The following is a 25,766-nucleotide window of genomic DNA, read 5'->3' on the forward strand; positions in this document are numbered from 1 at the left end:
GGGGCGCAGACCTAGTTGGTAGTACTCACTACTACGCAATGGGATCATGCAAAATCTCATCCTCCACATCGAAGGCATGTCCTGCGGGCACTGCCTCAATGCCGTCAACAAAGCCCTTGCCGCCCTCAAGGGGGTGGAGGTCGATTCGGTCAAGATTGGCCGGGCCGAACTCCGGTTCGACCCCTCCCTGATTGACGCGACCGCCATCGCCGCAGCCGTCTCCGAAGAAGGCTACCGCGCCACCCCCGCGCCGAGCGCGGGATGACCGGATAAGGCCGATGCCAGCCACCACCGATCGGGTCACCATTCCCGTCTCTGGAATGACCTGCGCTGCGTGCAGCGCGCGCATCCAGCGTACGCTGGAGCGCACCCCCGGGGTGGCGTCCGCCAACGTCAACCTGATGACCAATTCGGCCACCGTCGAATTCGATGCGGCGGTCGCCTCCCTCGATGCGCTCGTGGCCGCCATTCGCGACACCGGATACGGCGCGGAGCTCCCCCGCCCCGAGGCTTCACCGGGCGACGAGGAAACGGCGGACGAGCTGCGACTGGCCGGCGAACTGAAGAGCCTGCGCCGCAAGGTGGCGGTCAGTCTCGTCGCCGCCGCGCTCGCCATGCTCATCGGCCTCCCGCTCGGCGAGGCCGCCGCGGCGCAGGGCGCGGCCGACCCGCTGATGCACCTGATGATGCCGCTCAGCGCCGCGCTGCGCTCGGTGGCCCCTGCGCTCTACGATGTGAGCGCCGATACCTGGCGCTGGACGCTCCTCTGCCTCACCCTGCCAATCGTCTTCTGGGCCGGCCGGCATTTCTACGTGCGCGCCTGGGCCGCCGCGCGGCATGGCGGCGCCGACATGAACACCCTCGTTTCCGTGGGTACCGGCGCGGCGTTCCTCTTCAGCCTCGCCATGACGGTGGGCGCCTCGTACTTCCTGGCGCGTGGCGTCGAACCCCACGTGTACTACGAGGCGGTGGTCTGGATCATCGCGCTCATTCTGCTGGGGAACTATCTGGAGGCGCGCGCCAAGGGCCGTGCTTCCGCGGCCATCCGGAAGCTCGTGGCGCTGCGGCCAGATACCGCCCATGTGGTGCGGGGCGGGGAAGTGCTCGAGCTTCCACTGGGCCAGGTGCGCAGCGGCGATGAACTGCTGGTGCGGCCCGGCGAGACGATACCGGTGGATGGGGTCGTCCTGGAGGGCACCACGTCGGTCGACGAGGCGATGCTCACCGGGGAACCCACCCCCGTCGCCAAGCAACCCGGCAGCACCGTCGTCGGCGCCACCCTCAACCGCGCCGGCGCCATTCGCTTTCGCGCCACGCGTGTCGGGGGCGACACCGTCCTCGCGCAGATCATCCGCATGGTGCGGGAGGCGCAAGGCGCCAAGGCCCCCATCCAGCAGCTCTCCGACCGCATTGCCGCCGTCTTCGTGCCGGTGGTCATCGTCATCGCGCTCGCCACGTTTGCCCTGTGGTATTTCCTCGGGCCTGACCCCAGAGTGGTTCGCGCGCTCGCTGCCGCCGTCACGGTGCTCATCATCGCCTGTCCCTGCGCCATGGGGCTGGCGGTGCCCACCGCCGTCATGGTGTCCACCGGGCGCGGCGCCGAACGTGGTGTCCTCTTCAAGGGTGGCAATGTCCTGCAGCGCGCCGCCGAACTCGACGTGGTGGTGCTCGACAAGACCGGCACCATCACCGAAGGGAGCCCGGCGGTGACGCAGGTCCGGCTGGTCGGGGCAGGGGACGAGCCGGCGGTCCTCACCTCCGCGGCCGCGCTCGAGCGGATGAGTGAACACCCCCTTGGTGAGGCGATCGTGGCCGCCACCATCGACCGGGGTCTCACCATTCCCCCCGTGGAATCCTTTCAGGTCTTCCCGGGGAAGGGCGTCGTCGGTGTCGTCAACGGCGAAGGTGTACTGGTGGGAAACCGCGCGCTCTTCGCTGATTGGGGCATCGACAGCTCCTCGCTCCATGCCACAGCGGACGAACTGGCCGACCTCGGCGCGACGCCGGTGCTCGTCTCGATCGGCGGTGCCGCGGCCGGTGTCATCGCCGTGGCCGACCCGATCAAGCCGACGAGCGCCGCAGCCGTCTCGGCGTTGCGGGCGCTCGGGCTGGAAGTCGTGATGCTCACCGGCGACGCGCGCGGCACCGCCGAGAGCGTCGCGCGCCAGATCGGAATCAACGTCGTGGTGCCGGAGGTGCTGCCGGAGCACAAGCGCGAGGTGGTTCAGCGGCTGCAGGCCGACGGCAAGGTGGTCGGCATGGTGGGGGACGGCCTGAACGATGCACCGGCACTCGCCCAAGCCGATGTCGGCATCGCCATCGGCACCGGCACGGACGTGGCGATCGAGGCGGGCGACATCACGTTGATGCGCGGCGACCTGGCCGGTGTCCCCGAGGCGGTGCGGCTGGCCCGCCGCACCCTCCGCGTCATCAAGCAGAATCTCTTCTGGGCGTTTGCCTACAACGTCGTGGGCATCCCGGTCGCGGCCGGGGCGCTCTATCCATTCTTTGGCATTCTCCTCACGCCGACCATCGCCGCCGCCGCCATGGCGGTGAGCAGCGTGTCCGTCGTCACGAACAGCCTGCGCCTCCGGAGGGCCTGATGCCAGCGAGCACGCCCGACCACGACATCTCCCTCGACGAACCTGTGGCGCCCTGCGCCTGTGCCCGTCCCGGCGACGGCACCCACGCCGTGGCGGTGGATCCCGCGCTGAAGGAAGCGGCGCTGAACCGGCTCAGGCGGATCGAGGGACAGGTGCGCGGCCTGCAGCGCATGCTCGAAGAAGAGCGCTACTGCGCGGATGTGTTGACACAGGTCTCGTCGGTGCACGAGGCGCTGCGTGGAGTGGCGCGCATCCTCTTTCGGAACCACCTGGAACACTGCGCGGCCACCGCCATTCGATCGGAGGACCCGGAGCAGACCGGGGCAATGTACGATGAGCTGGTGGAGTTGTTGTACCGGAATGCGCGGTAGGCAAGAAGGGCGGGGCAGCGGGGCAGGAATATCGGCGGTTCGTCACCCCGGCGGAAGCCGGGGTCCAAGTTTGACTAGTGGTGAAATACTGGTGCCGACTACTGGACGATCGGGTGTGAAGTTGTCGTTCGAGCTGCCACAAACGCCATGTCCCGCAGCACCGTCCCAACCCCCAGGAAGAGCACAACCCCGCCCGCAATCGCCGCGGCCGGCAGGATGAAGATGGCCCGGTCGATGCCGAAGCGGTCTGAAAGGAAGCCGACGAGCGGCAGGGCAATCGCGTCACCCGCCACGTGAATGAAGAGCAGGTACGCCCCCACCACGGTCGCCCCGATCCGGGCGGGCACCACATCGAAGACCGCCGCAATGACCGGCCCGTTGTAGAGCGTCAGGAAGAAGAACGCCGCCGCGAAAACTGGTACGAAGACGCCGAGATCACGCACGGACAGCAACCAGATGGCCAGCGGCCCGCCAACGAACAATCCCAGTGACGACACCAGCATCCGACCCCGCCGGGTAAACTTTCCCAGCCAGTCGGCAAGCATTCCGCCAGCCAGCGTGCCCGAGGTGCCGGCCAGCAACCCCCATTGACCGAGCAGCAGCGTCCCCTGGGCCACGCTCAGGCCCAGCGCGCGCGACATGAACGTCGGCGCCCACCCCACCAGCCCGTTCATCCCGAATGACACGAGCGCCCCGCCCACGAAGAGATACTTGAGAGTCGGCGTGCGAAGCACGGTATCCACCGCGATCTTCATTTCGCCGAGTGCGTCGTTCATGCTTTCCGCGGGGAGAAAATCGAAGACATCCTCCTTGCGGCGGTTGGCGCGGACCACCAGCACCAGGTTGCCCGCCAGCCCCAGCCCGATGCCGGTGGCGAGCGCCGCCGTGTCCAGGCTCGACGTGGCGCCGTATCGACTGTCGAGAATCCATGCAGCGAGCAGGCCCACGGCCGTGCCCAGCAGGAGGGGCCATGCCACCTTCAGCGCACCAGTGGCCCCGAGTTCCAGCTGACGCCAGTACTGCCGTACGGTCAAGATCGGTGGCGGGCGGGTCGGATCGGTGAGTCGGACGGCCAGCGCGGCGAGCAGGAACCCCGGCACGGCCACCGCCATCATCGCGATGCGCCACCCGTAGAACTGTTCCAGTTGTCCACCGATGGCGATGCCGACGACGCCACCAATCGGAATCCCCGCGGAGAACACGCCCATCGCCACCGCGCGCCGGCGGCCCGGGAAGTAGTCCGCCACGAGCGAGGCGGCCGCCGCCGTGAAGGCGGCGGCGCCGATGCCGACCGCCGCTCGCGCCAGGAAGAGCCCCCAGAAGCCGCGCGAAAGCCCGGCCAGGAAGGCAAAGGCGCTCCATACCACGACACCGACGGCGGCTACCGCACGCCGGGAGCGCAAGTCGCTCAGCACCCCGAAGGGAAAGACCGCCACCGAAAAGAGCAGCACGAACGCGGAGGCAATCCATCCGACATGTGTATCTGTCAGGTGGAGATCGAGCTCGATCGGCGGGACGAGGGCAAAGATGACGTTTCGGTTGACGTAGCTCAGCAGGTTGAGCAGGGCGAGCAGCCCCAGGGCATACCAGCTGTAGGCCCGCGAGGGCCCAGGAAAGGCGGGGGGTGCGCTACTGGCCACCCCGATCTCCCACCGCATCGTCCGCGCGCTGGTCCCGGAAGGCGAGCGCGGCGCGATACTCCGTGACCAGCCGTTCCATCATCCCCTCACGCCGGTCATAGAGACGCTTGGGCGGACGGGGCGCCACCCGCTGCAGTGCGTAGGCGGTGAGCAAGGGCAGGGTGATGGTGTTGTCGGCGTAGACGACGACGGTCCCGGGGAGCTGGTCCGGGTCGATCTTGCCCCAGCTGACGGCTTCGTTCGGCGTGGCGCCGGAGAGGCCGCCGACATCGGGCCGGGCGTCGGTCATCTGCAGGAAGTAATCATGGCCCCGTTCGTCGATCCCGAGCACCTCCTGGATTTGCGGCTCGGTCTGCAGCATGAAGTTCTTGGGGCTGCCGCCGCCGGCAATGAGGACGCCGCTCTTGCCGCCGGTGCGCTTCGCCTCAAGCACGATGGCCGCGGTCTCGTTCACGTCGGCGCTCACGTCAAATCGCAGCTGGCTCCCGGCCAGCGCCTGTTCCGCGACGTTCATGCCGATCGAGCTGTCGCCGGGGGAACTCGTGTAGATCGGCACCGCCAGCTCGTGCGCGGTGGAGAGCACCGAGCGTTTGGACAGGCCGAGCGCCGCCTCCCGCTCCCGGAGGTAGCCCCCCAGCAGATAGTGATACTCCGCCGAGCTCATGGCGCGCTGGAACTCCGGCCGCGCCGACACCTCGCGCACGAAGGCGTCGGTGGAGAGCAGCACGTTGTAGTCGAAGAAGATGTCGTAAATGCGCACCACGCCCTTGTCGCGGAGCTCCACGTCGTCGGCGTCGTGGCGGCCGCGGTGCAGCGCGAGCCCGAGCGCGAAGTGCGCGTCGTGATAGAGGTTGGCGCCGGTGGAAATGATCCAGTCTACAAACCCCGCTTCCATCAGCGGGATGAGGCAGCTCATCCCGATGCCGGCCGGGGTCATGGCACCCGTGAGGCTCATGCCCACCGTCGTGTCGGGCTGCAGCATCCGGGTGGTGAAGAGCTGACACCCTTCACGGAGCCGCCCGGCGTTGTAGGCCAGGAAGGCGTTGTCCACGAGGTCGGCAATCTGTTCGCCGCCGGTGATGGCGGTGGGATCGATGCGCTGGCCGCGCAGGTAGGGGCTCGAGGGACGTGTCATGCGGTGCTCCGGTCTGGGCGGAAGGTCAGGCGCGCTTGGCGCGGGCCTCGAGGACGATCCGGACGGCCTCTTCCGGATCGTCGGTCAGGTGAAAGAGGGTCAAGTCGCCGGTGTTGATGTTGCCGGCGCCCGCCACGGTGTGCGAGAGCCACTCGACCATGCCTTCCCAGTACGCCCGGCCAAAGAGGATGACGGGAAACGACTTCACCTTGCCGGTCTGAATCAGGGTCAACGCCTCGAAGAGCTCGTCCATCGTGCCGTAGCCGCCGGGAAAGACGATGAACGCGGTCGCATACTTCACGAACATCGTCTTGCGAACGAAGAAGAACTTGAAAAGCAGGTTCTTGGTCAGGTAGGGGTTATTGCCCTGCTCGAACGGCAGTTCGATGTTGCAGCCCACCGACTCGCCCCCCGCCTCCTTGGCGCCGCGATTGCCGGCCTCCATGATGCCGGGGCCGCCACCGGTAATGACGGGAATCCGGTGTGCCGCCAGCAATTGGGCGACCGTCACGGCGTCGCGATAGTACCGGTCGTCAGGCTTGGTCCGGGCCGAGCCGAAGATCGACACGCCGTCCTTGATCGACGCCAGGTTGTCGAAGCCCCAGACAAACTCCCCCATGATCCGCAACACCCGCCACGAGTCGCTGATCTTGAGCGCATCGGCCCGCCGTCGTTCGGCGTCCGTGGCAAAGCGGTCGAAGAGGAGTTCGTCTTCGGTCAGGCTGCGGTCAGACGGGGTTGGCGCGTCAGCGGCCATCGGTCAGGCACTCCAGCAGGGCCCGATGATCGTCGGGCAGATTGTAGAAATACGGTGATACGCGCACATGACCTGGCCGCGCGTCCACAATGAACCCCGCGTCGGCCAGCCGCCGCACGGCAGCGGCAGGATCCGGCGAAGGGAGCATGACGATGGCACTCCGGTCCTCCGCACGCGACGCCACCTTCGGCGCGAGGCCGGCGGCCGCCGCCAGGGCAATCAGGTCCTCGGTCAGCGCGGCGGTCGCGGCACGGACGGCGGGAACGCCGATCTCCTCGAGAATGTCGAGCCCGCCCAACTGGGCATACACCGGCATCAGCGGGGGCGTGCCCGCCTCCAGCCGCCGGGCATCGTCGTGCAGTTCCAGCGCGCGGGAATCAAAGCGGAACTGCTCCCGATGCGCAAACCATCCCGTCACGGTGGGCACCAGCCTGGGTGTCAGCTCCGGCCTGGCATACAGGAAGGCCACGCCGGTCCCGCCGAGGAGCCACTTGAGCCCGCCGCCGACGTAGAAGTCGACGTCCAGCGCCTGGACGTCGACGGGAAGCTGCCCGGCCGCCTGGTAGCCGTCGACCAGGCAGAGGGCGCCGGCGCGATGCGCGATGGCGGACAGGGCCGCGACATCCTGGATGGCGCCGCTGGTGAAGAAGACATGACTGGTGGCGATGATCGACGTGCGTTGATCGACGGCGCGTTCGTACATCTCCAGTGGCACCGACACGCCGTCGGGGCTGTCGAGCACCACCACCTCCACCCCGTCCCGGGCCTTCGCCATCCACTGGTAGCCGATGGTGGGAAAGTCGAGGCTGGTGACGATCACCTTCGGCCGGTGGGTGTAGTCGAGGGTGGAGGCCACGACGCCGAGGGCGCCGGACACGTTGGGATGCAGGGCGATGGTGCCGGGCGGGGCGTGAACCAGCGCCCCATACCGGTCGCGCAGCTCCGCCAGCGCCGCCCACCACGTCTCGTACCACGCGGAGGCACCCCGGCTGTCCCAGAGATCGAGGTACTCGTTGACCCGGGCGCGGGAGCGCCGCGAGAGCGCGCCAAGAGAGCAGCTGTTCAGGTAGACGCAGCGCTCGAAGATCGGGAATTCGGCACGGTACCGTGCCGCCAGGGTGTGAGGCACGCCGCTACTGGTTGCCAAAGGTGAAGCTGAGTCCGGAGTTGACGCCGTAGTCGTTGCCGGAGGTACCGGCGGGGGGCTGGGTGTCCCAGTTGCCGTAGAACGACACGTTCCAGTTGATCTGGCCGAAGAGCTTGAGGAAGTAGTTGGCGTTGGTGTTGAAGTAGAAGCGGCCGGCCTCGGTGAGGGAGGGGATCACGTTGACGGTCACGCTGAGCGTCGTCTTCTTGAACTTGACGTAGTTGGCCGTGCCCAGCAGCATGGCCCCGAGCATGTCCTCTCGGCTCGCCGAACTCACGGAGGATTCGTAGGTGGTCCCCTGCCACACCAGCCCCCCGACCACGGAGAGCCGTACGTTGCTGGTCTTCTTCAGGTACCGGCCCACGCCGCCGCCCAGGTTGGTCTGGAGGCTGATCTGCTGCTCGGAGCTTTGCAGCCCGTTGGCGAACCCGGAGTAGAACCAGTTGTTCCACCGCAGCAGATGGCTGGCCGTGAGCTGGAGCTGGTTCCGGGTGGCGGCATCGGTACCGGTACTGCTGGAGAAGTTCGAGTTGAAGCCCAGCGATGCACTCCACCGCGGGCGAGGATAACTCACGGCCGAGCTGATGTTATAGGTGGTCGTCTCGTTTCCCTTGGCGTAGCTGACCCCCGACGAGATGCTTCCGTTCAGCCGACCCCAGAACGAGGCCCCGGTGCTGCTGAACGCCGCAATCCGGGACTTGTCGAAGGTGGCCACCCGCCCGTCGGTGTCCGTGATGACCACGAGCACCGAATCGGTTCCCTCCACGGGATGGATCGAGATTCTTCCGTTGTACACGGTGCCATCATCGAGAGAAATGAGAAAAAGGTTCGGACTGTCCAGGCCCGCCAGGCGTGCCCACTCCACCGCGACATTCCCGTTGACGTAGTCCAGGCTCACGTAGATGGCCCCGGCGTCCATCGTCTTGATTTCACAGGTCAGCTTGTCGCCATTCTTCATGTAGAGCACGTCGTTCTTCGGCCCCAGCATGTCCGGGGGGGCGAGCAGGAGCGTGGCGCCAAGCAGTGTGGTACCGAGAAGCATGTCGACTCCGGCAGCGGCGGATGCCCGGGACATGGGCGGATGGGAAGAATACTACCCCCATCCGGGACGCGTGCCACCCGTCCTTCGTTCCCCGGTCCCCGGTGCACGGGCCGGGTATATATTCCCCGCATGGACGCCGCCCTTCACCACCCCGAGCATCCCGGCGCCGCCGCCTTCCGCGGCTCGTGGACACCGCTGCTCGCCGCAGCCGCGCTCCGGGCCGCGGTAAACCCCCGGCTGGCGATGGACCTGTTGCGGACGGGATGGGCCTTCCGGCGGCGCCGGTGGTGGGCGAATCCACCCTTCCTTCCCCTTCCCGATACCACCTACCTGCGCTGGCGGATGTACACCGCCTACGGCGCCGAGGACGCGGTCCCGCCGCTCGAGGACATGCTGCGGTTCGTCCGCTGGCGGCGGGAGACCATGGGGCTCTGAACGACGTGGCCCGCCCGCGCGTGGTGATTGTTGGCGGCGGCTTCGCCGGGCTGTACGCTGCCAAGGCCCTCGGTCGCGCGCCTGTCGATGTCACGGTCGTCGACCGGACGAATTACCATCTGTTCCAGCCGATGCTCTATCAGGTGGCGACCGCCGCCCTGGATACGAGCGATATCGCCTCCCCCATTCGCTCCATCCTCAGGCATCAGCGGAATACCGAGGTCCTCATGGCGGAGGTGAGTGCCATCGATGTCTCGGGCCGCTCGCTCCAGCTGGCTGACGGGAGCGCGCTGACCTACGACTACCTCCTGCTCGCACCCGGCGTGCGGCATTCCTACTTCGGGCACGATGCCTGGGAACGGTTCGCGCCCGGGATCAAGACGGCGGACGATGCCGAGGAGGTGCGGCGGCGGGTGCTGCTGGCGTTCGAGGCCGCCGAGCGGGAGCCGGATGTCGAGAAGCGGCGGGCGCTCCTGACCTTCGTCGTGGTTGGCGGTGGGCCAACCGGAGTTGAGGTCGCGGGTGCCCTCGCTGAGATCCGGCAGTACGCCCTCCGCCGGGATTTCCGGCGGATCGACCCGCGCGCGGCCACGGTGATGCTGCTCGAGGGCGGTCGACAGCTGTTGCCCAGTTATCCCCCAACCTTGGCCGCCGACGCGCGCGAGGCGCTCAGACGCCTCGGTGTGGAGGTCCGCACCGAGACCTTCGTGACCGATGTGCAGGCGAATCATGTTGCCGCAGGAAGGCTCATCATTCCGACGCACACGGTCGTCTGGGCTGCCGGCAACCGGGCGAGCCCGCTGCTGGAGTCGCTCGGCGTCCCGCTCGACCGAAGCGGCCGCGTACTCGTGGCCCCCGACTGCACCATCCCGAATCACCCTGAAGTGTTTGTGCTCGGCGATGCCGCGGCCTTCGCGCTTGGCGATGGTGCGTACCTGCCCGGCCTCTGCCCGGTCGCAATCCAGCAGGGGCAATTCGCGGCGGCGGCCATACGTCGCGACCTCCAGGGAAAGGACCGCGAGAGATTTGCGTATCGTGACCGGGGCCAGCTGGCCGTCATCGGTCGCGGCAGGGGAGTGGCCGATCTCGGCCGGCTCCACTTCGGCGGCTTTGTCGCGTGGCTCGCCTGGGTGTTCGTCCATATCTTCAAGCTTCCTGATCCGGATTCGTCGCCTGCTCGTCATGATCAGGTAGAACGGGCCCATTTCAAGCGTCACCGCCCGCGGCGCCCCTGTCATCACCGGGCACGATCCCGTGCTGAGCGCAGGCCACTCCTGCTGTAGCCAGCCATCCCGCGTGACCCTCCCTGCCCACGCTGTGAAAGCCCGCGCCGCCGAACTCGGGTTCGTGGCCTGCGGCATCACCGACCTCGGCCCCTCCGTTCGGGCGGATGCGCTGACCGCCTGGCTCCATGCCGGGTACGGCGGGAACATGCGGTATATCAACCGCCAGGCGAAGAAGCGGAAGGACACCCGCCTCATCGACCTCGAAGCGACGCGCGCAGTTGTTATTCTTGATAACTACTACTATCCGGAATCCGCATCGCCGACGCCAGAACCGAAGCTTGCAAGATATAGTCGTAGCAAAGACTACCACATAACTACATTTAATAGAATCAATCAGTTAGCAGAATTGATGCTGGACCACGGCGCAAAGACGGCGCGACCATATGTCGATACCGGACCGGTGCCCGAGCGCGAGCTCGCCGAGCGGGCCGGCCTCGGTTGGATCGGCAAGAACACGATGCTCCTCCGCCCGGGCCTGGGCTCCTGGTTCGTCATCGGCAGCATCTTCACCGACCTGCCACTCGACATCGACCAGCCCTTCACCACCGACCATTGTGGCAGCTGCACCAAGTGCCTCGATGCGTGCCCCACCGATGCCTTCGTCGAGCCGTATATTCTCGATGCCACGAGGTGCATCTCCTATCTCACGATTGAATACAAGAAGGAGATTCCCGCCGAACTGGCCGGCCAATTCGACGGGTGGGCGTTTGGCTGCGATGTCTGCAACGATGTCTGTCCGTGGAATTTGCGCTTTGCGGCGGAAACAACGGTCCCCGAGTTCAGGGATCGCGGCGAATTGCGAGGGGCAGACGAGGAGTGCTTCGACCGGATGGAGGAAGAGGAGTTTCAGGCCCGGTTCGGCGACACTCCGCTGGCCCGGCCAGGCCTCGAGCGGATGCGGCGAAACTGGCGGAACGCCTGGGCCACCCTTCGAGACGGTTAGGCGCGGATGCCTGCCGATCGCCAGTAGAGGTATACCGGAAGGCCGAGGGCGAGTAACCCCGCGCCACGCACGGCGTTGCCCGGGTTGGAAAGGATCGACCCCACCACCACATAGCCGGCCACTCCCACAAAGACTGCCATCGCCAGCGGGAAGGCCGGCACGCTGAAGCGCACCCCGGCCATGCCGTCTCGCCGCCGGAACACCACGAGCGTCAGCGCCGTCAGGCCGAAGAAGATCCAGTCAGCAAAAACCACATAGTCGAGGAGGGCGCCGTACTTGCCGCTGTAGACGAGGATGGCCGACCAGACGCCAAGGAAGATGATAGCCGGCACGGGAGTGCGGAACTTCGGATGCAGGCGTGCGAACCGCTCGAAGAAGAGCCCGTCGGCTGCCATGGCCTGGAACACCCTGGGCGTCACCAGGATCACGAGATTCAGGAAGCCGAAGGTCGAGAAGACAATCCCGGCCGTGATGACCATCCGTCCCGCCGGTCCGAGCAGGACCTCCATGGTATCTGCCGCCGGCGCCGAACTCGCCGCGAGCCCCGCCACGCCGAGCGCGCCGAGATAGGCCGCATTGGCCAGGACATAGACCAGCACCACCATCACCACGCCCAGCACCAGCGCCCGCGGCAGGTTCTTCTCCGGTTCGATGATCTCCTCGGCGATGAAATTGGTCTGCTGCCACCCGCCATAGGAAAAGAGGACCGGTACCAGTGCTGCCGCCACGGCGCCGATCATGGCGCCACCACCCACAGGCACCACCGGCGCGGCGCAGTCCAGGCAGGCCGGCGCGGGGTTCCCCAGGGCAAACAGGCCCGCGACGACCACCATGCCGATGGCGGCCAGCTTGAGGACGGTGAAGATGTTCTGCGTGACGGCGCCGAACGTGACGCCGAGGCAGTTGACGAGCGTCAGGAGGAGGATGGCCGTCACAGCCGCCGGCCGCGCCACCTCCGAGGAGACCCCGAACAACGCCGCACCGTAGTTGCCGGCGGTGACCGCCACGGCGGCGATGGCCCCCGGGGCGATGATCAGCAGCAATGCCCAGGCATAGAGAAATGCTGGAAAGGGGCCGAATGCCTCGCGAAGGTAGGCGTAGCCGCCGCCCACCTTGGGCCGCCGTTGTCCCAGCTCGCCGAAGATGAACGCTCCGATCAGCGCCACCAATCCACCGCCCACCCAGACACCGATGGTCGCCGCCGGCGTACCGACCCGCTGCGCCACGATGGATGGATTGAGGAAGATGCCGGCGCCGATAATGCCGCCAATGACCGACATGGTGCCGGAAAAGAGACCGAGACGGCGGGCATACGTGACGGCCACAGACACTCCGGAAGGAGGGGAAGGGACGAAGGTACGGTGAGGCGGGGGAGGGCGCCAGCGGCATGCGGACCGGCGACTATCTTCCCGGGACACCGCAACAGAGAGTGCACCCATGATCACCGTCATCCCGGATCTTCCTGAGAACGTTCTTGGCTTCTCGGCCAGTGGCAAGGTGACCGCGTCCGACTACGAGACCGTCCTCGTCCCGGCGGTCAAGGCCGGCCTGGCCAAGGAGGGCAAGCTTCGGTTGCTCTATCACCTCGGCGCCGACTTCGACGGCTTCGGCATCGGCGCCATGTGGGCCGACGCCAAGGTGGGGCTGGAACATCCTTCCGCGTGGGAACGAATCGCCCTGGTGACCGACATCGACTGGCTCCGCTCGGCGACGCACATCTTCGGCTTCGCGATGCCCGGAGAGGTGCGGGTGTTCACCAACGCCGAGCTCCCAGACGCCAAGAAGTGGGTCGCCGAGTAGTCCCGGCAAACACAGCCTCAGCAAACCCCGATTGATCGGATTCCCATGGCCGCCACCGGCACGAAGTCGCCAAAACGCTCCGTCGGAAGTTCTGCCGGCGGAGCCACCCTTCGCTTTCATCATTCCGAGGAGTCTGAGTCGCGGATGCTTGCCGTACTTGCCATGCTCGAGGAGTCCGACGACCCCGAAGAGCATCGCGAGGCGCTGGCCGACCTCGTTGCCGATCTCACCGAGGCGGGAATGGACTACTACTATCTGCGGGCGTTGAAGCTCTCCAACGCCGGCCACCTGGCCCAGCAGTCAGCCCGACTGGGCATCGCCGGCGCGGTGAAGATGATCAGCTCGGTCAGCCGACGCTTCATCATGCGGATGAACGGGAAGGAACTCCTGATGGTGGCGGGGCATATCCGAAGTCTGGCGGGATAGCCGTGGGGGTGTAGGTTGGCCGACCGAGGCAGGTTTGAGCGATGGTCAGCTCACCACATCCTGCCTTCCTCTTTCCACGGAGTCGGCCAATGAGCACCGCACCAGACACCAAGAATCTCAGTCTCGCGCTTCGACTCGTCGGCATCATCTTCGTTGTGGGGATCTACCCACTGACGATTCTCTGGCCCAGCGGCTGGAGCTGGATTCCGGCGCAGCCGATGTACCTGCAGATGATCCTCGGCATCTACGCGACCCTCGGCATCTTCCTGTTCCTCGCGGCCAGGGATCCGATGAAGCATCTCAGCCTCATCTGGTTCGCCGTCTGGTCCAGCTTCGTGCACGCCGGCATCATGGCCTACCAGGCCCTCACCACCCCCGGCAACAGCGGGCATATGCTGGGCGATGTCGCCGCGCTGGCCATCGTGGGGCTCCTGCTCGCGGTGCTCACGCCGAGACAGTCTGCTGCGGGGTAGTGCCGGCAGGGTGCGTCCCACCTCGCAGGTGAGCGGGTTGATCGGGGTCCTCCTGCTGCTTGGGATGATCCTGCCGACCCGACTGTCCGCCCAGCAGCAGGACCCACGCCCCGCCGACAACCCGTCGGCGCGTCCCACGACGGACCTTCCGGTGCGCGCTGGACAGCCGGCGACGAGCGGGGCGGGGCAGCCCGCCCGGCTGCCAAACGGGAGCAGCCCGGCCAGCACCGACCGTCCGTTCGAGACCTGGACCGTCGCGCTTCCCTACCGCCAGGGCGTGACGATCTGGGCCCGCAACCCGGCCCTCGACACGATCGTCATCACCCAGTTCTCGCTCAAGGATTGCTTCAACCTCGCGACGCCGTGCGGGCCGACCGATCTCCACCTGACGCTCGGGCCAGGGGACTCTGCCGAGGTCATCACGCTCCGGCCAAAGGTCTGGAACGATCAGTTCACCTATCGGCCCGGGTGGAAGTGGATCATCCCCGCCGATCAACGGATGGCCACGGATGGTTCCGGTGACGAGCCCCCGCTTCCCCTTGCTGTCTGGGCACAATCGGACTCGGCCCGTCGCGAGGTCGTGCTGATGACTCGCAACACCGCCACGGAATCCGTGATCGTCACCGGCCTGCTGGTCTCCAACTGTGAGAACATCGCCCGCGGCGGTTGCGGCGCCCATCCCCTCGACCTGCGCCTGGCGCCAGGCGATTCAGCGGCCACCGTCGTGCTGCGGCCAAAGAGGTGGGGAGACCCGTTCCGCATCAACCTCAAATGGACCTGGACTTGGGCCGCCAGCGGTCCCTAGCGCGAAACCTCCCTCTGCGTGGCATCGTTGGGAGTCCTATGCACCGTACCATTGTCCGACTCGTCGCCGCCATCCTGTTCGCCGCTCCCGCAGCGGCCCAAGTCCCTGATGCCATCCCGACGCCCCGCGCCGACTCCCTCACAGGCTTGTACCAGGACGCCTCCGGCGGCTACGTCCATCTGATGAACCTCGCCGATCAACTCGGCGGTCGTTCCGTCCTGTCCCTCACGGACTACGCGACCGGCATGGTGCGCGCCCTGTATCCTGTCGACCGGACGCACTTCGAGTTCGGCCCGGCGTGGTTTGAGCGTGCACCGACGGAAGGCGGGGTCGAGATCAACGGCGACACGCTGACCATCCACGATGCGAGCGGAGCCGGGCGAATTGTCGCGACGCGAGTGCCGCTCGAGCGGCGCGAGGTCCGCGTCGCCAGCGGCGGGGTCACCCTCGCGGGTGTCCTGACGATGCCCCCGGGCCCCGGACCTCACCCCGCGATGCTGATGATCCAGGGTTCAGGCCCCCTCACCCGCCGCTCTCCCGGGCAGACCGGCGACCTGGTCGCCGCCCACGGAGTGGCCGTGCTCACACTCGACAAGCGCGGCACGGGAGGGTCGTCAGGGGAGTGGAACGGGCTGTCACACGAAGCATGGATGGCCGATGCGGGTGCGGCCATCGACGTGCTCAAGCGCCAGCCGGGAATCGATCCGAACCGGATCGGGATCTACGCCGCGAGCGAGGGCGGGTTTGTCGGTCCCGAATTGGCCACGCGACGCAGCGACGTGGCGTTTCTCGTCTGTCGGGTCTGCTCGGCGCTGCCGCACGCTGAGGCCATCATGGATATGGAGGAGCGCCGGCTGCTCGCTGCCGGGCGCGCTCCCGATGTGGCGGCGGAAGCACGCGAATGGCTGCGATTGCGCACCGCCTATGCGCTCGAACGCCAGGGCTTTGAACGCATGGCCGCATTTGAAGCCCGGACCAGCGCCGCGCAGTGGCGCAAGGACTTCCCCCCTGGCACCGCGAACCTGCCGCAACCTGGCGCGGCGTACTGGGATGTCTATGCCGGTGTGCTGGCCGGCGACCCGGCTCGGGCCTATCGCGCGCTGGATATCCCGGTGCTGGTGGTGCTCGGCGGTGACGACCAGCGCATTCTCGCCGAACGCCATGAGCCGGTCTTCGCCGAGATCGCGCAGAAGGCCCGCGACATGACCATCATGGTCGTTCCGGGCGCGAGTCATGGCCTGCTGGTGACGGATGCGGGAGGTGGAGTGGGGTACCCGCCAGGGCTCTATCAGGAGATCGTGGACTGGATTGTGGCGCATGGCGAGAAGGGTGGGAACTGAACGCTCGGTACCCGAAGGCGCCGCGACACTCTTGTCGTAGATTGTCCCAGATTGAAACTATTGCTGCAGCGCCCCCCGTATAGGCTCTCGCAGTCTTGATCGAGAATTCACCCCATCCATGGAATCCAATGCTCACCATTCGTGAGCTCGTGAAGGTGTATTCGGGCCAGATCACGGCCCTGCGAGGAATCTCCCTGGACATCCCACCGGGGATGTTCGGACTTCTGGGGCCGAACGGATCCGGGAAGACGACACTCATGCGGATCATCGCCGGACTGCTGGAGCCCACCTCCGGTCAAGTCCTGCTCGACGGCGTCGACGTCGTCGGACGCCCCGAGCTGGTCTGGCCCCGCCTCGGGAATCTTCCGCAATACTTTGGTTTCTATCCCAGTCTCACCGGCGCCGCGATGTTGCTCCATATGCTCCGGCTCAAGGGAGTCGATTCGCCGCTTGGGCTGGATCGACTCTGTGCCGAGCTGCTCGAAAGGGTCAACCTGACTACCGCTGCCAACCGCAAGGTCAAGCATTACTCCGGCGGCATGCGCCAGCGCCTGGGGATCGCGCAGGCGATTGCCGGAGATCCGGATCTCCTCGTCGTCGATGAACCCACCGCAGGGCTCGATCCGGAGGAGCGCATTCGATTCTATCGGCTGCTGGCTGAACTGGCTGAATCGAGGACGGTCATCCTCTCAACTCACATCGTCGAAGATGTGGCAGTGCTTTGCCCGCGCTTCGCCGTGATCCGGCAGGGTACGGTGCTCACGCAGACCACGCCGTCGGAAGCCCGGGGACGAATTGCCGGAACCATGTTCGAAGGCGAAGTCAGCCGAGAGGAGCTGGTGTTGCTGGCGGAATCCGCCAGAGTGACACAGGCCCACCTCGTCGAGGGACGCAATCGGGTGCGCATCCATGATCCCGACGGGCAGTGCCCGCCCGGCTTCTCGCCCACTTCTGCCACACTCGAGGATGCCTACCTGATCCTGACCGAGGCCGGCGCGAATCCGTCGGGTGCGCCCGCAGGTGCCGCACCCGCGTGATGAACCGTCGTCGCCTCGGTACCATCGCAAGTCATGAATTGCGCTCGCAGGTGGGCAGCCCGCTCTTCTGGGTGCTGCTTGGGCTGCTGGCGTTGATGACCAGCATCATCAATCCCGTTGCGATGATCCCCTCCGGTGCCGCTGAAGTTGGTGGGGTCCGCCCCTTCAACAATTCGCTTCACGCACTGTCGCAGGGCTTTGCGCTCGGTAGTTTCCTGACCTACACCTTCTTCGCCTCGTTCATGGCCGGGTTGTCCGTCATCCGCGATGACGAGGTCGGCATCGGCGACTTGCTCCACAGCTCTTCGCTGACATCCGGCGAATATCTGGTCGGGAAGTTCCTCGGAATTTGCGGCGCACTTGGCCTGGCGCTGCTCGTGCATATTGGCCTCGCCATCGGCTTCTACCAGTTCGCGGGGGTGTCGGAGGTCGGTGCGGCGGTTGGGCCCTTCGCTATCAGCAACTACCTCTTGCCGGCGCTTCTCTTTGCAGCACCAGGTATTCTCTTCACGGCCGCCCTCGCCTTCGCGGTCGGCACATGGACCCGTCGGCCCATGGCCGTCTATGCGGTACCGACCGTACTCTTTCTTCTCACCGTCATGGTGTTCTGGACGTGGGCGCCGTCCGGGCTTGACCCGCGAGTGGACCGGCTGCTCATCGCCCTTGACCCGAGCAGCCTCCGGTGGCTCCGCCAGACGCTCTTTGCCGTCGACCGCGGCGCGGAATACTACAACTCCGCCCCGCTCGCGATCGACCTGCCCCTGATCATCAATCGTGCCTGGGTGGCGATTGTCTTTCCTGTTGTCGTCCTCTGGATGTCGGTCCGCCACTTCGGCCGTGTGGTCGGTGGCCGGCGCCGCCCCATGGGAACGGATCGCCACGTCGCGATGGCTTCGGCACATGCCCCGGCCGCCGCGCCCATCTTCCGACCGATTGCAGGGCTGCAGATGGCGCAGCGCTCGCCGGGGCTGTGGCGGGGAGCGGCAGCCGTGCTGCGGTCGGAGCTCCTCGAACTCCGCAACCAGCCGGCGCTCTATCTTTTCACGGCATTCCTGATGTTCGTGGTCGCAGAAGTCGCCGTCACGGACAGTGACGCGTTTGGCGACCCCGTGCTCCTGACCGCCGGCACCGTGGCGCTCCAGGTCATGCCGGTCATGACCATCCTCGCCTGCCTCTTCCTCCTGTTCACGGTCGTCGAGTCGATGCATCGCGAAGTGGCCACGGGGTTTGATTCGATCTTTCTGAGCGCACCCATCCCGACGGGGGCGATCCTCGTGGGCAAGGGCCTCGCAACGGCGGCCGTCATCCTTACGCTGACCATCGCGTGTGGCGCGACGTGCTGCCTGCTGTTGGGGATCCAGGACGGGTGGCCGGTGACGGTCTGGCCGTTGGCGCTTGTCTTTGGCGCCGTGTTCCTGCCGTCGCTCCTGCTGTGGAGCGCCTTCGTCACCCTGGTGATGACCTTGACGCGACACCGAGCCGCTGCGCTGGGGATTGGTCTCGCGGCGCTACTGCTGACGGGCATCCAGTTCGGGCGGGGAGCAACGACCTGGGCCACCGACTGGCCGCTCTGGGGGGCGCTCCGCTGGAGCGACATGGGGACGTTCGCGCTCAATGGCAGCGCCCTGCTGCTCAATCGGATTGGCGTGGTGGCGCTGGCGGCGGCATTCTTCGCCGTCTCGGTGCAGTCGTTTGCCCGCACCGAGCGGGACCGCACCGCCACCCTCCGGCGGTTGCGGAAGGACCGGTTGGGTGCGCGTGCCGTGCTCCTGGGGGCTGTCGCGGCCCTGCCCATGGCAATCGTTGTCGTCCTGGCCGTTCGAGTCAGGGACGGTTTTCAGGGCCACGCCGCAAAGGACAGGCAAGCTGCGTATCAGCGCGAACTGGCGCCAGAGTGGAGCTCCGTCGCGCCACTGAGCATCACCGCTCTCGACCTCGCCCTCGGCCTGGCGCCGGAGGACCGCAGCATGCGGGTGACCGGCGAGTACACCATGGTGAACCTGACAGGTGAACCGGTGTTGCGGGCGCCGTTCACCCTCGGCGACGGCGTCACTGAGGTCGCCTGGCGAGTGAACGGGCAGACCGTGCCAGCAACCAACCAATTTGGTTTGCATGTCCTGACGCTCTCCAAGCCAGTCGCACCGGGGGATACCGTCCGGGTGGCGTTCGACTACCATGGCCGCCTCCCGAACGGCATCACCCGAAACGGCGGTGGTGTGTCTCATTTCATCTTGCCGTCCGGTGTCCTGTTGTCCACTCGCGAGGCCGGCTTCGTACCGGTGCCTGGCTTCATCCGCAACGAACGGAGCGAAGCTGCCGAGGGGGATTCCGCCTCCATGTCACTTGGCGGCGCATTCCAAACGCGCATTGCCGTGACCGCGCCAAGCGAGTTCACCGTCAATGCGGTAGGCCGGAAGATGGCGGAATCGAGGGATGGTGGCATGACGACGGTGGTGTGGGAGAGCGAGGGTCCTGTGACTGCGTTCAACGTGCTGGCGGGCCGATGGGATGTTCGGCGCCGGGAGGGGACGGCGGTCTTCTACCACCCGGCACACGAGCGCAATGTGGACCACATCCTCAGCACCCTCGCCGCCGCCCGCAGGCGCTACTCCGAATGGTTCTACCCCTACCCCTGGGAGGAGTTGCGCTTGAGCGAAGTCCCGAACATGGAGACGAACGCCACTGCGTTTCCAACCAACATCAGTTTCTCCGAGGGAATCGGGTTCCTCACGGGGGGCCGGGCCGGCGATGGTCAGGCCTTCAGCGTGACCGCCCACGAAGCGGCCCACCAGTGGTGGGGGCATATCCTCACCGCCGGCGAAGGGCCCGGAACCGGGTTGCTCATTGAGGGGATGGCCAACTACGCCACGCTGCTGCTGCATGAGGCCGAGAACGGCGCCGATGCCAGGCAGGCATTCGCACGCTGGCTGGAACAGGGCTACATCGAGGCCCGGCGGGTAGACACGGAACGCCCGTTGTTGGAGACCAAAGAAGGGCGGCGCAGCGATGATGCGGTGCTTTCCCTCAAGGGGGCGTTCGTCATGTGGATGCTTCAAGAGCAGCTCGGCCGGGAGCGGATGCTGGCCGGCCTGCAGGCCTTCGTCAGCAAACATGCCACGCCGCGGCAGCACGCGACGCCCGAAGAACTTCTCGAGACACTTCGTGGCTTTGCCCCGGACTCGGCGGCGTACCAGGAATTCGTCGACCAATGGATGACCGGCCTGGTGCTCCCAGAAATCCAGATCAGGAACGCCACCGTTGCGCAAGCGAGCGGCGGGTGGCGCGTGTCGGCAGAACTCGAGAATGTCGGTACCGGGACCGTGTCGGTGGAGCTTGCGGCCGAGGCGGCAACGCCGGATTCCCCCGGAGACGGGACGCGAGTCGCAGACGCCCGCACCACCGTCATGATGCGGCCGGGGATACCGCAGTTGGTTTCTTGGATGGTCCCCTTCGCACCCGGTCGAATCGTGGTCGATCCCGACGCGGTCGTGCTTCAGCTGAACCGCGCTCGTGCTCTGGCACGTCTGGAACCGGCCGAGGCTGACCTGTAGCCGACCATCCGCCGCGCACTGGTTATGATTCGTCGCTGGTAGTGACGTCCACAGATTCCCCGCACCCCCGCCCCCATGCCACACATCCACAGCATCGCCATCTTCGTGACCGACATCGACCGCGCGCTCCTCTTCTACCGCGACCATCTCGGCCTGCCGCTGCTGCACCAGGGATCGTTCGGCGCCGAGTTCATGGAGGGTCAAAAGGGCAAGACCCGGCTCGGCGTCCACCCGGCGGTCCACCCCAACGCGCTCGCGATGGTGGGCAGGGAGACCGGCATCACTCTTCACGTCGAGAATCTGCTCGAGTATTGCGAACGCCTCCACCAGCGGGGGGTGAAATTCGTGACCGAGCCGACCCAGCAGGGGTTCGGGATCATGGCCATGGTGGCCGACCCGGACGGGAACATCCTGGCCCTCTGGGAGGAGAAGCTCCCCGAATAGCGCATTCCGCCCCGTCCCCTGCGGGGTGCAAGCACTCGCAGCAGAACGGCCAAGCCGTTGTCACATTGAGAGTTGCACCGGACCCACAGGGTCGGCACGTGGGTTGCCCCGCTCTCTGCCATGACCTTTTCCAGACTCGCCGCAACCCCGCTTTCAATTCTGCTGGTGCTCTTCGCCGCAGCCTGCGGCGGCAAGGAACTGACCGGCCCCTCGGTGGGCGGCCTCGCCGTCAGCGTTGAGGGGCTTCCACCGGCCGCCGCGGCCAGCGTCACCGTGACCGGGCCCAACGACTTCAGCCAAGTGGTCGGGCCATCGAATGCATCCCTGGACGAGCTGGCGCCCGGCAGCTACACAATTACGGCTGCAGATGTGAGCGAAGGCGGTGCGGCCTACGTTCCCCTCCCGACGACCCAGGTGGTTCAGGTCACTGCCGGAGGATCCGCCTCGGCGGGGGTGGTCTATACCGCCACACCAGGCTCCCTCAGCCTGACCGTCAGCGGATTGCCGGGCGGGGTCGGCGGCGCCGTGACCGTCTCCGGCCCCGGCGGCTACTCCTCCACCCAGACCAGCAACGCCTCCCTCACCGGTCTCGCGCCGGGCACATACACGGTCGCGGCCAGTGTGGTTGGTTCTGCACCGCTCTATGACCCCACGCCGCTGAGCCAGCAGGTCAGCGTCTCAAGCAGCGCCGCTGCATCCGCCTCCGTGGCCTACGCGGTCCGTTCAGCCACGAGCATGAATCTCCGCATCGACGGCTTCTACGTCACGCAGAGTGTGCAGACATACGACCGCAGCATTCCGCTGGTCGCCGGCCGCGACGGGCTCCTGCGCGTCTTTGTCGTTTCCAATCAGGCCAATACCGCCTCGCCCGAGGTGCGAGCCCGCTTCTACCGGGCCGGCGCGCTGATCCAGACCGTGACGATTCCGGCCCCGGGAGCGAGCGTCCCGACCGACACCGTGGGGAGCCAGGGAGCGCTGACTCGCACCTGGAACGCCACGTTGCCGGCGTCGCTGCTGCAGCCCGACCTCGACATCGTGCTCGACGTCGATCCCACAAACGTCGTTGCCGAATCGAACGACGGCGACAATAGCTATCCGTCCAACGGCACGCCTGTCACGATGAACCTCCGCACCGTCGCAACGCTCGACCTGCGCCTGGTCCCGGTCCATCGCACCGCCGACAACACGACCGGCAACGTGACCACCGGCAACGCCGCACAGTTTGCCGACCAGACCCTGCGCATGCATCCGCTGGCGGCCGTCAACGTCGACGTGCGCGCGGCGTATACCTACACCGATACCGCGCAGATTCAGTCCAACGATGGCAATGGCGTGTGGCTCCGCATCCTGAGCGAGATCAACGCCCTGCGGGCCTCCGAAGGGGGGACGAAGAACTACTACGGCGTCATTGCCGTCCCGTACGGCGGCGGCATTGCCGGCTACGGATATGTCCCCGGACGGGCCTCGGTGGGATGGGACAAGCTGCCGAGCGCCTCCGGCGTGGTCGCCCACGAACTCGGACACAATTTCGGGCGGTCACATGCGCCGTGCGGCGGGGTAAGCTCCTCCGACCCGAACTATCCGTACAGCGGCGGGGTGACGGGGCAGTGGGGATACGACCTGGTGTCCGGCGCGCTCAAGGCGCCGACACTCACCGACCTCATGGGCTACTGCAACAACACCTGGATCAGCGATTACAACTACCTCGGCGTGATGAACCAGCGCGGCCCCGCCGCCGTGGTACAGATGGGACGCGTGCGGGAGCCGAGCCTGATCGTATGGGGCCGGATCCGGGACGGGGAAGTGGTACTCGAGCCGGCGTTCGAAGCCACGACCGAGGCGCTGCTGCCGGTCAGCGCCGGCCCGAACCTGATCCGTGGATTCGACGCCAACGGTGGTGAGGCCTTTCGGATCGCGTTCAGCGGCACGCCAGTGGCCGACGCGCCGCACGCCGAGGAGCACTTCGCTTTCGCCATTCCGCTCAGGATGGTGCGGGGGTCGCTGACCCGGCTGCAGCTGGAGAGCCGGGGACAGCGCGCCATCGTCGCCACCACCGGCGCCGGTTCCGCCGGCCGCAGTTCGAGCCTCCGACTGGAGCGCTCAGGCACCGCCTCCACCATCCGGTGGAATGCGGCGGAGTATCCCCTGGCCGTGGTGCGCGACGCGTCCACCGGGCAGATCCTCTCGCTGGCCCACGGCGGCAGCGTCACGCTCGACGATGCCACCGGCCCACTGGATGTGACGCTGTCGGATCGGGCGAACTCCCGGATCGAGCATTTGCGATAGCAGTCTGCGGCTGACACGAAGAACGGAACTGCCCCCCTTCGTGACCTTCGTGCCTTCGTGTGAGAAGACCATAAACCCCGGCTTTCGCCGGGGTGACGGCCGTCTCGCTTCCCCGCATCCCCGTTTCCCCGCTAAATTCCTTCATGCGCCGCTTCTTTCAAACCATCGGCTCCGCCTGGGCCTGGTTCTGGATTGCCGTCGTCATCGTCGCCTGGTTTCCGACGATGGTGCTGGTCTTCCTCGTCACCGTTCCCTTCGACCGCGGCCGGTACGTCGTTGGCTGGTGGTTCCGCCGCCTCGGCGTGGCGATGGCCACCGTCAATCCCTACTGGAGCTTCCGCCGGGCCGGTATGCACGTCGAGCATCCGCGGCACCCCTACGTCATTGTCGCGAACCATGAGTCGTTCGCCGACATCCTGCTCATCAGCCATCTCCCCTTCGAGATGAAGTGGCTGTCGAAGATCGAGATCCTGAAGATTCCGCTGATTGGCTGGATGATGCGGATGGCGGGCGACATTCCCATCAAGCGGGGGTTTGGCCCCAGCGCCGTCGAGGCGATGGAGCGCTGTCGTACCTCGCTGCGGAACCGGGTGTCGGTGGTCTTCTTCCCGGAGGGCACCCGCTCACCCGACGGGCGGATGCTGCCGTTCAAGGACGGCGCCTTCCGCCTGGCGCTTGAGGCCGGCGTGCCGATCCTCCCGCTCGCCGTGGCGGGAACCAGGACCGCCCTCCCCAAGCATGACTGGCGCTTCAGCCGGGCGCGTGCCGTCGTCGAGGTCCTCCCCCCGATCGACACCGCCGGCCTGACCCTCGAGGACCTGCCCGAACTGAAGGCGCGGGTGCGCGCCACCATCGAAACCGCGCGCGACGCCCTGCGGGCCCGGCTGGCCTGAGCGCTACTTCCCCTCCAACTCCTTCTTGACCCGGGCGCGCATTCGCTCCGCGGTGGCGCGGCCCATCGGCACCTCAGTGGCGACCCACTCCGCGTTCTGAAAGGACGCAGGGTTGGCCGCGGCACGAATCTCCTTCAGATAAGGCTCCACCCGCACATAGAGCAGCAGCCCCTCCGCGTTGTTCTCCACCAGGAAGTCGCCGTGGATGATGCCGTGCCGCGCCATGCGGTACACCATCTCCCAATAGGTGGACACCTGGCGGTAGGCGCGGTTCAGCGGGTGGTCGTGCTTGAGGATCGCCACCGCCTCCTTGGCATTCTTCGGCAGGTAGTCGCGCGTGAGTTCTGCGCGCGCTTCCCGCAGGACCGTCTCGCGGCGCAGCTCGTACAACTTCAGGATGAGGTCGGCGTCGAGGTGGTCGGGCGCATCCTTCATCATGCGGCCGCCGGGTTGGCGCGGAGCACTTCGGCCACGCGGGACAACCGGACCCGCGCCTCGGTCGCGACCGACCGCAACGCCGGGTCCTGATCCATGCCGCCCACTGACAGCATCACGTCGGGATCGGCGATCCGCACCACCGATCCCGAGCCATCGGCCTCGACCGTCACATTGCACGGCAGGAGCAGCCCCGCCTCCGCGTAGTGGCTCATCGCGCGGTGCGCGAGCGTCGGGTTGCAGGCGCCGAGAATGGAATACGGCCGAAACTCCACCCCGATCTTCTCCTTCAGCGTTGAGTGCACGTCGATGCGGGTCAGGACGCCGAACCCTTCGTCCTTGAGTGCCGCGGTGACCATGTCGATCGCCTGTGCGTATGGTACGGTGAGCTTTGCCTCGAATGCCAGCGCTGCGGTGGTCATGATGTCGTTCCCTTCTTGATGTAGGTACCCATCAACTCCACCTGCTCGAGGATGTGGCCGGCCATCGCGGCCTCGAGCACCGGCTTGGTGGCCGCGCCGAGGTCGGGCAGCGCCTTGTCGAGCGCGTAGAGCTTATGGAAGTAACGGTGCCGGCCGATCGGCGGGCAGGGCCCGCCGTACCCGGTGCGCTTCCAGTCGTTGAGGCCCTCACGGGTACCGGCGGGCAGGTCGGCAGACGTGGTGCCCTCCGCCAACCCCGTGGCGTCAACGGGGAGGTTGTACAACACCCAATGAACATACGTCATCTTCGGCGCCGCCGGGTCCGGGGCGTCCGGGTCGTCGACGATCAGTGCCAGCGACATGGTGCCGGACGGCACGCCGGACCAGGCCAGGTCGGGTGCGAGGTCCTTTCCCTCGCAGGTGCAACGGGTGGGAATCTCGCCACCGTGTACAAACGTCTTGGACGTCAGGGTCAGTGTCATCCGATACTCCTCT

Annotated in this window: 25 protein-coding genes; 16 read left to right on the forward strand and 9 right to left on the reverse strand. The window is 66.6% G+C overall.

Annotation, left to right across the window (positions count from 1 at the left end):
• The first annotated feature begins 46 nt into the window (after nucleotides 1–46).
• From R2910_10040 to R2910_10050, 3 genes are read left to right on the forward strand one after another with little or no spacing between them, the layout of a single operon-like run.
• Nucleotides 47–265, forward strand: a complete 219-nt coding sequence (locus R2910_10040) for a cation transporter (GenBank protein MEZ4413312.1) — start codon at nucleotides 47–49, stop codon at nucleotides 263–265.
• A 13-nt stretch (nucleotides 266–278) separates the two neighbouring features.
• Complete coding sequence (locus tag R2910_10045; protein ID MEZ4413313.1) at nucleotides 279–2,603, forward strand: heavy metal translocating P-type ATPase; 2,325 nt, start codon at nucleotides 279–281, stop codon at nucleotides 2,601–2,603.
• A complete protein-coding gene (locus R2910_10050; protein ID MEZ4413314.1) occupies nucleotides 2,603–2,974 on the forward strand; it encodes a metal-sensitive transcriptional regulator in 372 nt (123 codons plus the stop codon). Before R2910_10045 ends, R2910_10050 begins: the two co-directional genes overlap by 1 nt.
• 98 nt (nucleotides 2,975–3,072) lie before the next feature.
• On the opposite strand, the gene R2910_10055 is transcribed toward R2910_10050, so the two are convergent.
• The 5 genes from R2910_10055 to R2910_10075 are packed head-to-tail and all read right to left on the reverse strand — an operon-like array spanning nucleotide 3,073 to nucleotide 8,695.
• Nucleotides 3,073–4,614, reverse strand: coding sequence for an MFS transporter (locus R2910_10055; protein ID MEZ4413315.1), 1,542 nt, complete (start codon nucleotides 4,612–4,614; stop codon nucleotides 3,073–3,075).
• The gene (gene speY, locus R2910_10060) at nucleotides 4,604–5,749 is read right to left on the reverse strand and encodes a deoxyhypusine synthase (protein MEZ4413316.1); all 1,146 of its coding nucleotides are present in this window, start codon (nucleotides 5,747–5,749) and stop codon (nucleotides 4,604–4,606) included. The genes R2910_10055 and speY overlap by 11 nt, the downstream gene beginning before the upstream one ends.
• Before the next feature lie 25 nt (nucleotides 5,750–5,774).
• Entirely contained in the window at nucleotides 5,775–6,506 is a 732-nt protein-coding gene (locus R2910_10065; GenBank protein ID MEZ4413317.1) for a TIGR00730 family Rossman fold protein, read from the reverse strand.
• A complete protein-coding gene (locus R2910_10070; protein MEZ4413318.1) occupies nucleotides 6,496–7,635 on the reverse strand; it encodes an aminotransferase class V-fold PLP-dependent enzyme in 1,140 nt (379 codons plus the stop codon). The genes R2910_10065 and R2910_10070 overlap by 11 nt, the downstream gene beginning before the upstream one ends.
• Nucleotides 7,636–7,639: 4 nt before the next feature.
• The gene (locus R2910_10075) at nucleotides 7,640–8,695 is read right to left on the reverse strand and encodes a DUF481 domain-containing protein (protein MEZ4413319.1); all 1,056 of its coding nucleotides are present in this window, start codon (nucleotides 8,693–8,695) and stop codon (nucleotides 7,640–7,642) included.
• A gap of 129 nt (nucleotides 8,696–8,824) precedes the next feature.
• Here R2910_10075 and R2910_10080 point away from each other — a divergent pair, with 129 nt between their 5' ends.
• The 3 genes from R2910_10080 to queG are packed head-to-tail and all read left to right on the forward strand — an operon-like array spanning nucleotide 8,825 to nucleotide 11,359.
• Nucleotides 8,825–9,130 (forward strand): hypothetical protein, encoded by a 306-nt coding sequence (locus R2910_10080; GenBank protein MEZ4413320.1) that lies wholly within the window; start codon nucleotides 8,825–8,827, stop codon nucleotides 9,128–9,130.
• Nucleotides 9,131–9,135: 5 nt separating this feature from the next.
• Complete coding sequence (locus tag R2910_10085; protein MEZ4413321.1) at nucleotides 9,136–10,413, forward strand: NAD(P)/FAD-dependent oxidoreductase; 1,278 nt, start codon at nucleotides 9,136–9,138, stop codon at nucleotides 10,411–10,413.
• 13 nt (nucleotides 10,414–10,426) lie between these two features.
• Nucleotides 10,427–11,359 (forward strand): tRNA epoxyqueuosine(34) reductase QueG, encoded by a 933-nt coding sequence (gene queG, locus R2910_10090; protein ID MEZ4413322.1) that lies wholly within the window; start codon nucleotides 10,427–10,429, stop codon nucleotides 11,357–11,359.
• Here queG and R2910_10095 read toward each other — a convergent pair.
• Nucleotides 11,356–12,684: an amino acid permease gene (locus R2910_10095; GenBank protein MEZ4413323.1), complete on the reverse strand. Its 1,329-nt coding sequence runs from the start codon at nucleotides 12,682–12,684 to the stop codon at nucleotides 11,356–11,358. The genes queG and R2910_10095 overlap by 4 nt on opposite strands.
• A 112-nt stretch (nucleotides 12,685–12,796) precedes the next feature.
• On the opposite strand from R2910_10095, the gene R2910_10100 reads away from it, so the two are divergent.
• The 10 genes from R2910_10100 (at nucleotide 12,797) to R2910_10145 (ending at nucleotide 24,414) form a co-directional block, all read left to right on the forward strand.
• Nucleotides 12,797–13,159 (forward strand): STAS/SEC14 domain-containing protein, encoded by a 363-nt coding sequence (locus tag R2910_10100; GenBank protein MEZ4413324.1) that lies wholly within the window; start codon nucleotides 12,797–12,799, stop codon nucleotides 13,157–13,159.
• Nucleotides 13,160–13,303: 144 nt separating this feature from the next.
• On the forward strand, nucleotides 13,304–13,585 hold the full coding sequence (locus R2910_10105; GenBank protein MEZ4413325.1) for a hypothetical protein: 282 nt from the start codon (nucleotides 13,304–13,306) through the stop codon (nucleotides 13,583–13,585).
• A gap of 89 nt (nucleotides 13,586–13,674) precedes the next feature.
• A complete protein-coding gene (locus R2910_10110) occupies nucleotides 13,675–14,058 on the forward strand; it encodes a DUF6632 domain-containing protein (protein ID MEZ4413326.1) in 384 nt (127 codons plus the stop codon).
• Between the two features lie 10 nt (nucleotides 14,059–14,068).
• Nucleotides 14,069–14,863, forward strand: coding sequence for a hypothetical protein (locus tag R2910_10115; protein ID MEZ4413327.1), 795 nt, complete (start codon nucleotides 14,069–14,071; stop codon nucleotides 14,861–14,863).
• Between the two features lie 38 nt (nucleotides 14,864–14,901).
• Complete coding sequence (locus R2910_10120; protein MEZ4413328.1) at nucleotides 14,902–16,203, forward strand: alpha/beta fold hydrolase; 1,302 nt, start codon at nucleotides 14,902–14,904, stop codon at nucleotides 16,201–16,203.
• A 128-nt stretch (nucleotides 16,204–16,331) separates the two neighbouring features.
• On the forward strand, nucleotides 16,332–17,240 hold the full coding sequence (locus R2910_10125; protein MEZ4413329.1) for an ATP-binding cassette domain-containing protein: 909 nt from the start codon (nucleotides 16,332–16,334) through the stop codon (nucleotides 17,238–17,240).
• A complete protein-coding gene (locus R2910_10130) occupies nucleotides 17,240–20,791 on the forward strand; it encodes a M1 family aminopeptidase (GenBank protein MEZ4413330.1) in 3,552 nt (1,183 codons plus the stop codon). The genes R2910_10125 and R2910_10130 overlap by 1 nt, the downstream gene beginning before the upstream one ends.
• Nucleotides 20,792–20,866: 75 nt before the next feature.
• Complete coding sequence (locus tag R2910_10135; GenBank protein ID MEZ4413331.1) at nucleotides 20,867–21,235, forward strand: VOC family protein; 369 nt, start codon at nucleotides 20,867–20,869, stop codon at nucleotides 21,233–21,235.
• A gap of 120 nt (nucleotides 21,236–21,355) precedes the next feature.
• Entirely contained in the window at nucleotides 21,356–23,521 is a 2,166-nt protein-coding gene (locus tag R2910_10140) for a M66 family metalloprotease (protein ID MEZ4413332.1), read from the forward strand.
• 143 nt (nucleotides 23,522–23,664) lie between these two features.
• Nucleotides 23,665–24,414, forward strand: a complete 750-nt coding sequence (locus R2910_10145; protein ID MEZ4413333.1) for a lysophospholipid acyltransferase family protein — start codon at nucleotides 23,665–23,667, stop codon at nucleotides 24,412–24,414.
• Between the two features lie 3 nt (nucleotides 24,415–24,417).
• Here R2910_10145 and R2910_10150 read toward each other — a convergent pair whose 3' ends face one another.
• The 3 genes from R2910_10150 to R2910_10160 are packed head-to-tail and all read right to left on the reverse strand — an operon-like array spanning nucleotide 24,418 to nucleotide 25,753.
• Entirely contained in the window at nucleotides 24,418–24,852 is a 435-nt protein-coding gene (locus R2910_10150; GenBank protein MEZ4413334.1) for a hypothetical protein, read from the reverse strand.
• On the reverse strand, nucleotides 24,849–25,271 hold the full coding sequence (locus R2910_10155; GenBank protein ID MEZ4413335.1) for a DUF302 domain-containing protein: 423 nt from the start codon (nucleotides 25,269–25,271) through the stop codon (nucleotides 24,849–24,851). Before R2910_10155 ends, R2910_10150 begins: the two co-directional genes overlap by 4 nt.
• Nucleotides 25,268–25,753: a YbhB/YbcL family Raf kinase inhibitor-like protein gene (locus tag R2910_10160; protein ID MEZ4413336.1), complete on the reverse strand. Its 486-nt coding sequence runs from the start codon at nucleotides 25,751–25,753 to the stop codon at nucleotides 25,268–25,270. The genes R2910_10155 and R2910_10160 overlap by 4 nt, the downstream gene beginning before the upstream one ends.
• Nucleotides 25,754–25,766 lie beyond the last annotated feature (13 nt).

The organism is Gemmatimonadales bacterium (genome assembly GCA_041390145.1).
Classification (GTDB): Bacteria; Gemmatimonadota; Gemmatimonadetes; order Gemmatimonadales; family GWC2-71-9; genus SPDF01.

What these genes read in the sequence shown, in the direction of transcription:
- R2910_10065 (MEZ4413317.1), bottom strand. Translation starts at nt 6,506, where the DNA reads ATGGCCGCTGACGCGCCAACCCCGTCTGACCGCAGCCTGACCGAAGAC.
- speY (MEZ4413316.1), bottom strand. Translation starts at nt 5,749, where the DNA reads ATGACACGTCCCTCGAGCCCCTACCTGCGCGGCCAGCGCATCGATCCC.
- R2910_10160 (MEZ4413336.1), bottom strand. Translation starts at nt 25,753, where the DNA reads ATGACACTGACCCTGACGTCCAAGACGTTTGTACACGGTGGCGAGATT.
- R2910_10075 (MEZ4413319.1), bottom strand. Translation starts at nt 8,695, where the DNA reads ATGCTTCTCGGTACCACACTGCTTGGCGCCACGCTCCTGCTCGCCCCC.
- R2910_10130 (MEZ4413330.1), top strand. Translation starts at nt 17,240, where the DNA reads ATGAACCGTCGTCGCCTCGGTACCATCGCAAGTCATGAATTGCGCTCG.
- R2910_10080 (MEZ4413320.1), top strand. Translation starts at nt 8,825, where the DNA reads ATGGACGCCGCCCTTCACCACCCCGAGCATCCCGGCGCCGCCGCCTTC.
- R2910_10100 (MEZ4413324.1), top strand. Translation starts at nt 12,797, where the DNA reads ATGATCACCGTCATCCCGGATCTTCCTGAGAACGTTCTTGGCTTCTCG.
- R2910_10155 (MEZ4413335.1), bottom strand. Translation starts at nt 25,271, where the DNA reads ATGACCACCGCAGCGCTGGCATTCGAGGCAAAGCTCACCGTACCATAC.
- R2910_10045 (MEZ4413313.1), top strand. Translation starts at nt 279, where the DNA reads ATGCCAGCCACCACCGATCGGGTCACCATTCCCGTCTCTGGAATGACC.
- R2910_10125 (MEZ4413329.1), top strand. Translation starts at nt 16,332, where the DNA reads ATGCTCACCATTCGTGAGCTCGTGAAGGTGTATTCGGGCCAGATCACG.
- R2910_10135 (MEZ4413331.1), top strand. Translation starts at nt 20,867, where the DNA reads ATGCCACACATCCACAGCATCGCCATCTTCGTGACCGACATCGACCGC.
- R2910_10050 (MEZ4413314.1), top strand. Translation starts at nt 2,603, where the DNA reads ATGCCAGCGAGCACGCCCGACCACGACATCTCCCTCGACGAACCTGTG.
- R2910_10140 (MEZ4413332.1), top strand. Translation starts at nt 21,356, where the DNA reads ATGACCTTTTCCAGACTCGCCGCAACCCCGCTTTCAATTCTGCTGGTG.
- R2910_10040 (MEZ4413312.1), top strand. Translation starts at nt 47, where the DNA reads ATGCAAAATCTCATCCTCCACATCGAAGGCATGTCCTGCGGGCACTGC.
- R2910_10120 (MEZ4413328.1), top strand. Translation starts at nt 14,902, where the DNA reads ATGCACCGTACCATTGTCCGACTCGTCGCCGCCATCCTGTTCGCCGCT.
- R2910_10105 (MEZ4413325.1), top strand. Translation starts at nt 13,304, where the DNA reads ATGCTTGCCGTACTTGCCATGCTCGAGGAGTCCGACGACCCCGAAGAG.
- R2910_10110 (MEZ4413326.1), top strand. Translation starts at nt 13,675, where the DNA reads ATGAGCACCGCACCAGACACCAAGAATCTCAGTCTCGCGCTTCGACTC.
- R2910_10145 (MEZ4413333.1), top strand. Translation starts at nt 23,665, where the DNA reads ATGCGCCGCTTCTTTCAAACCATCGGCTCCGCCTGGGCCTGGTTCTGG.
- R2910_10150 (MEZ4413334.1), bottom strand. Translation starts at nt 24,852, where the DNA reads ATGATGAAGGATGCGCCCGACCACCTCGACGCCGACCTCATCCTGAAG.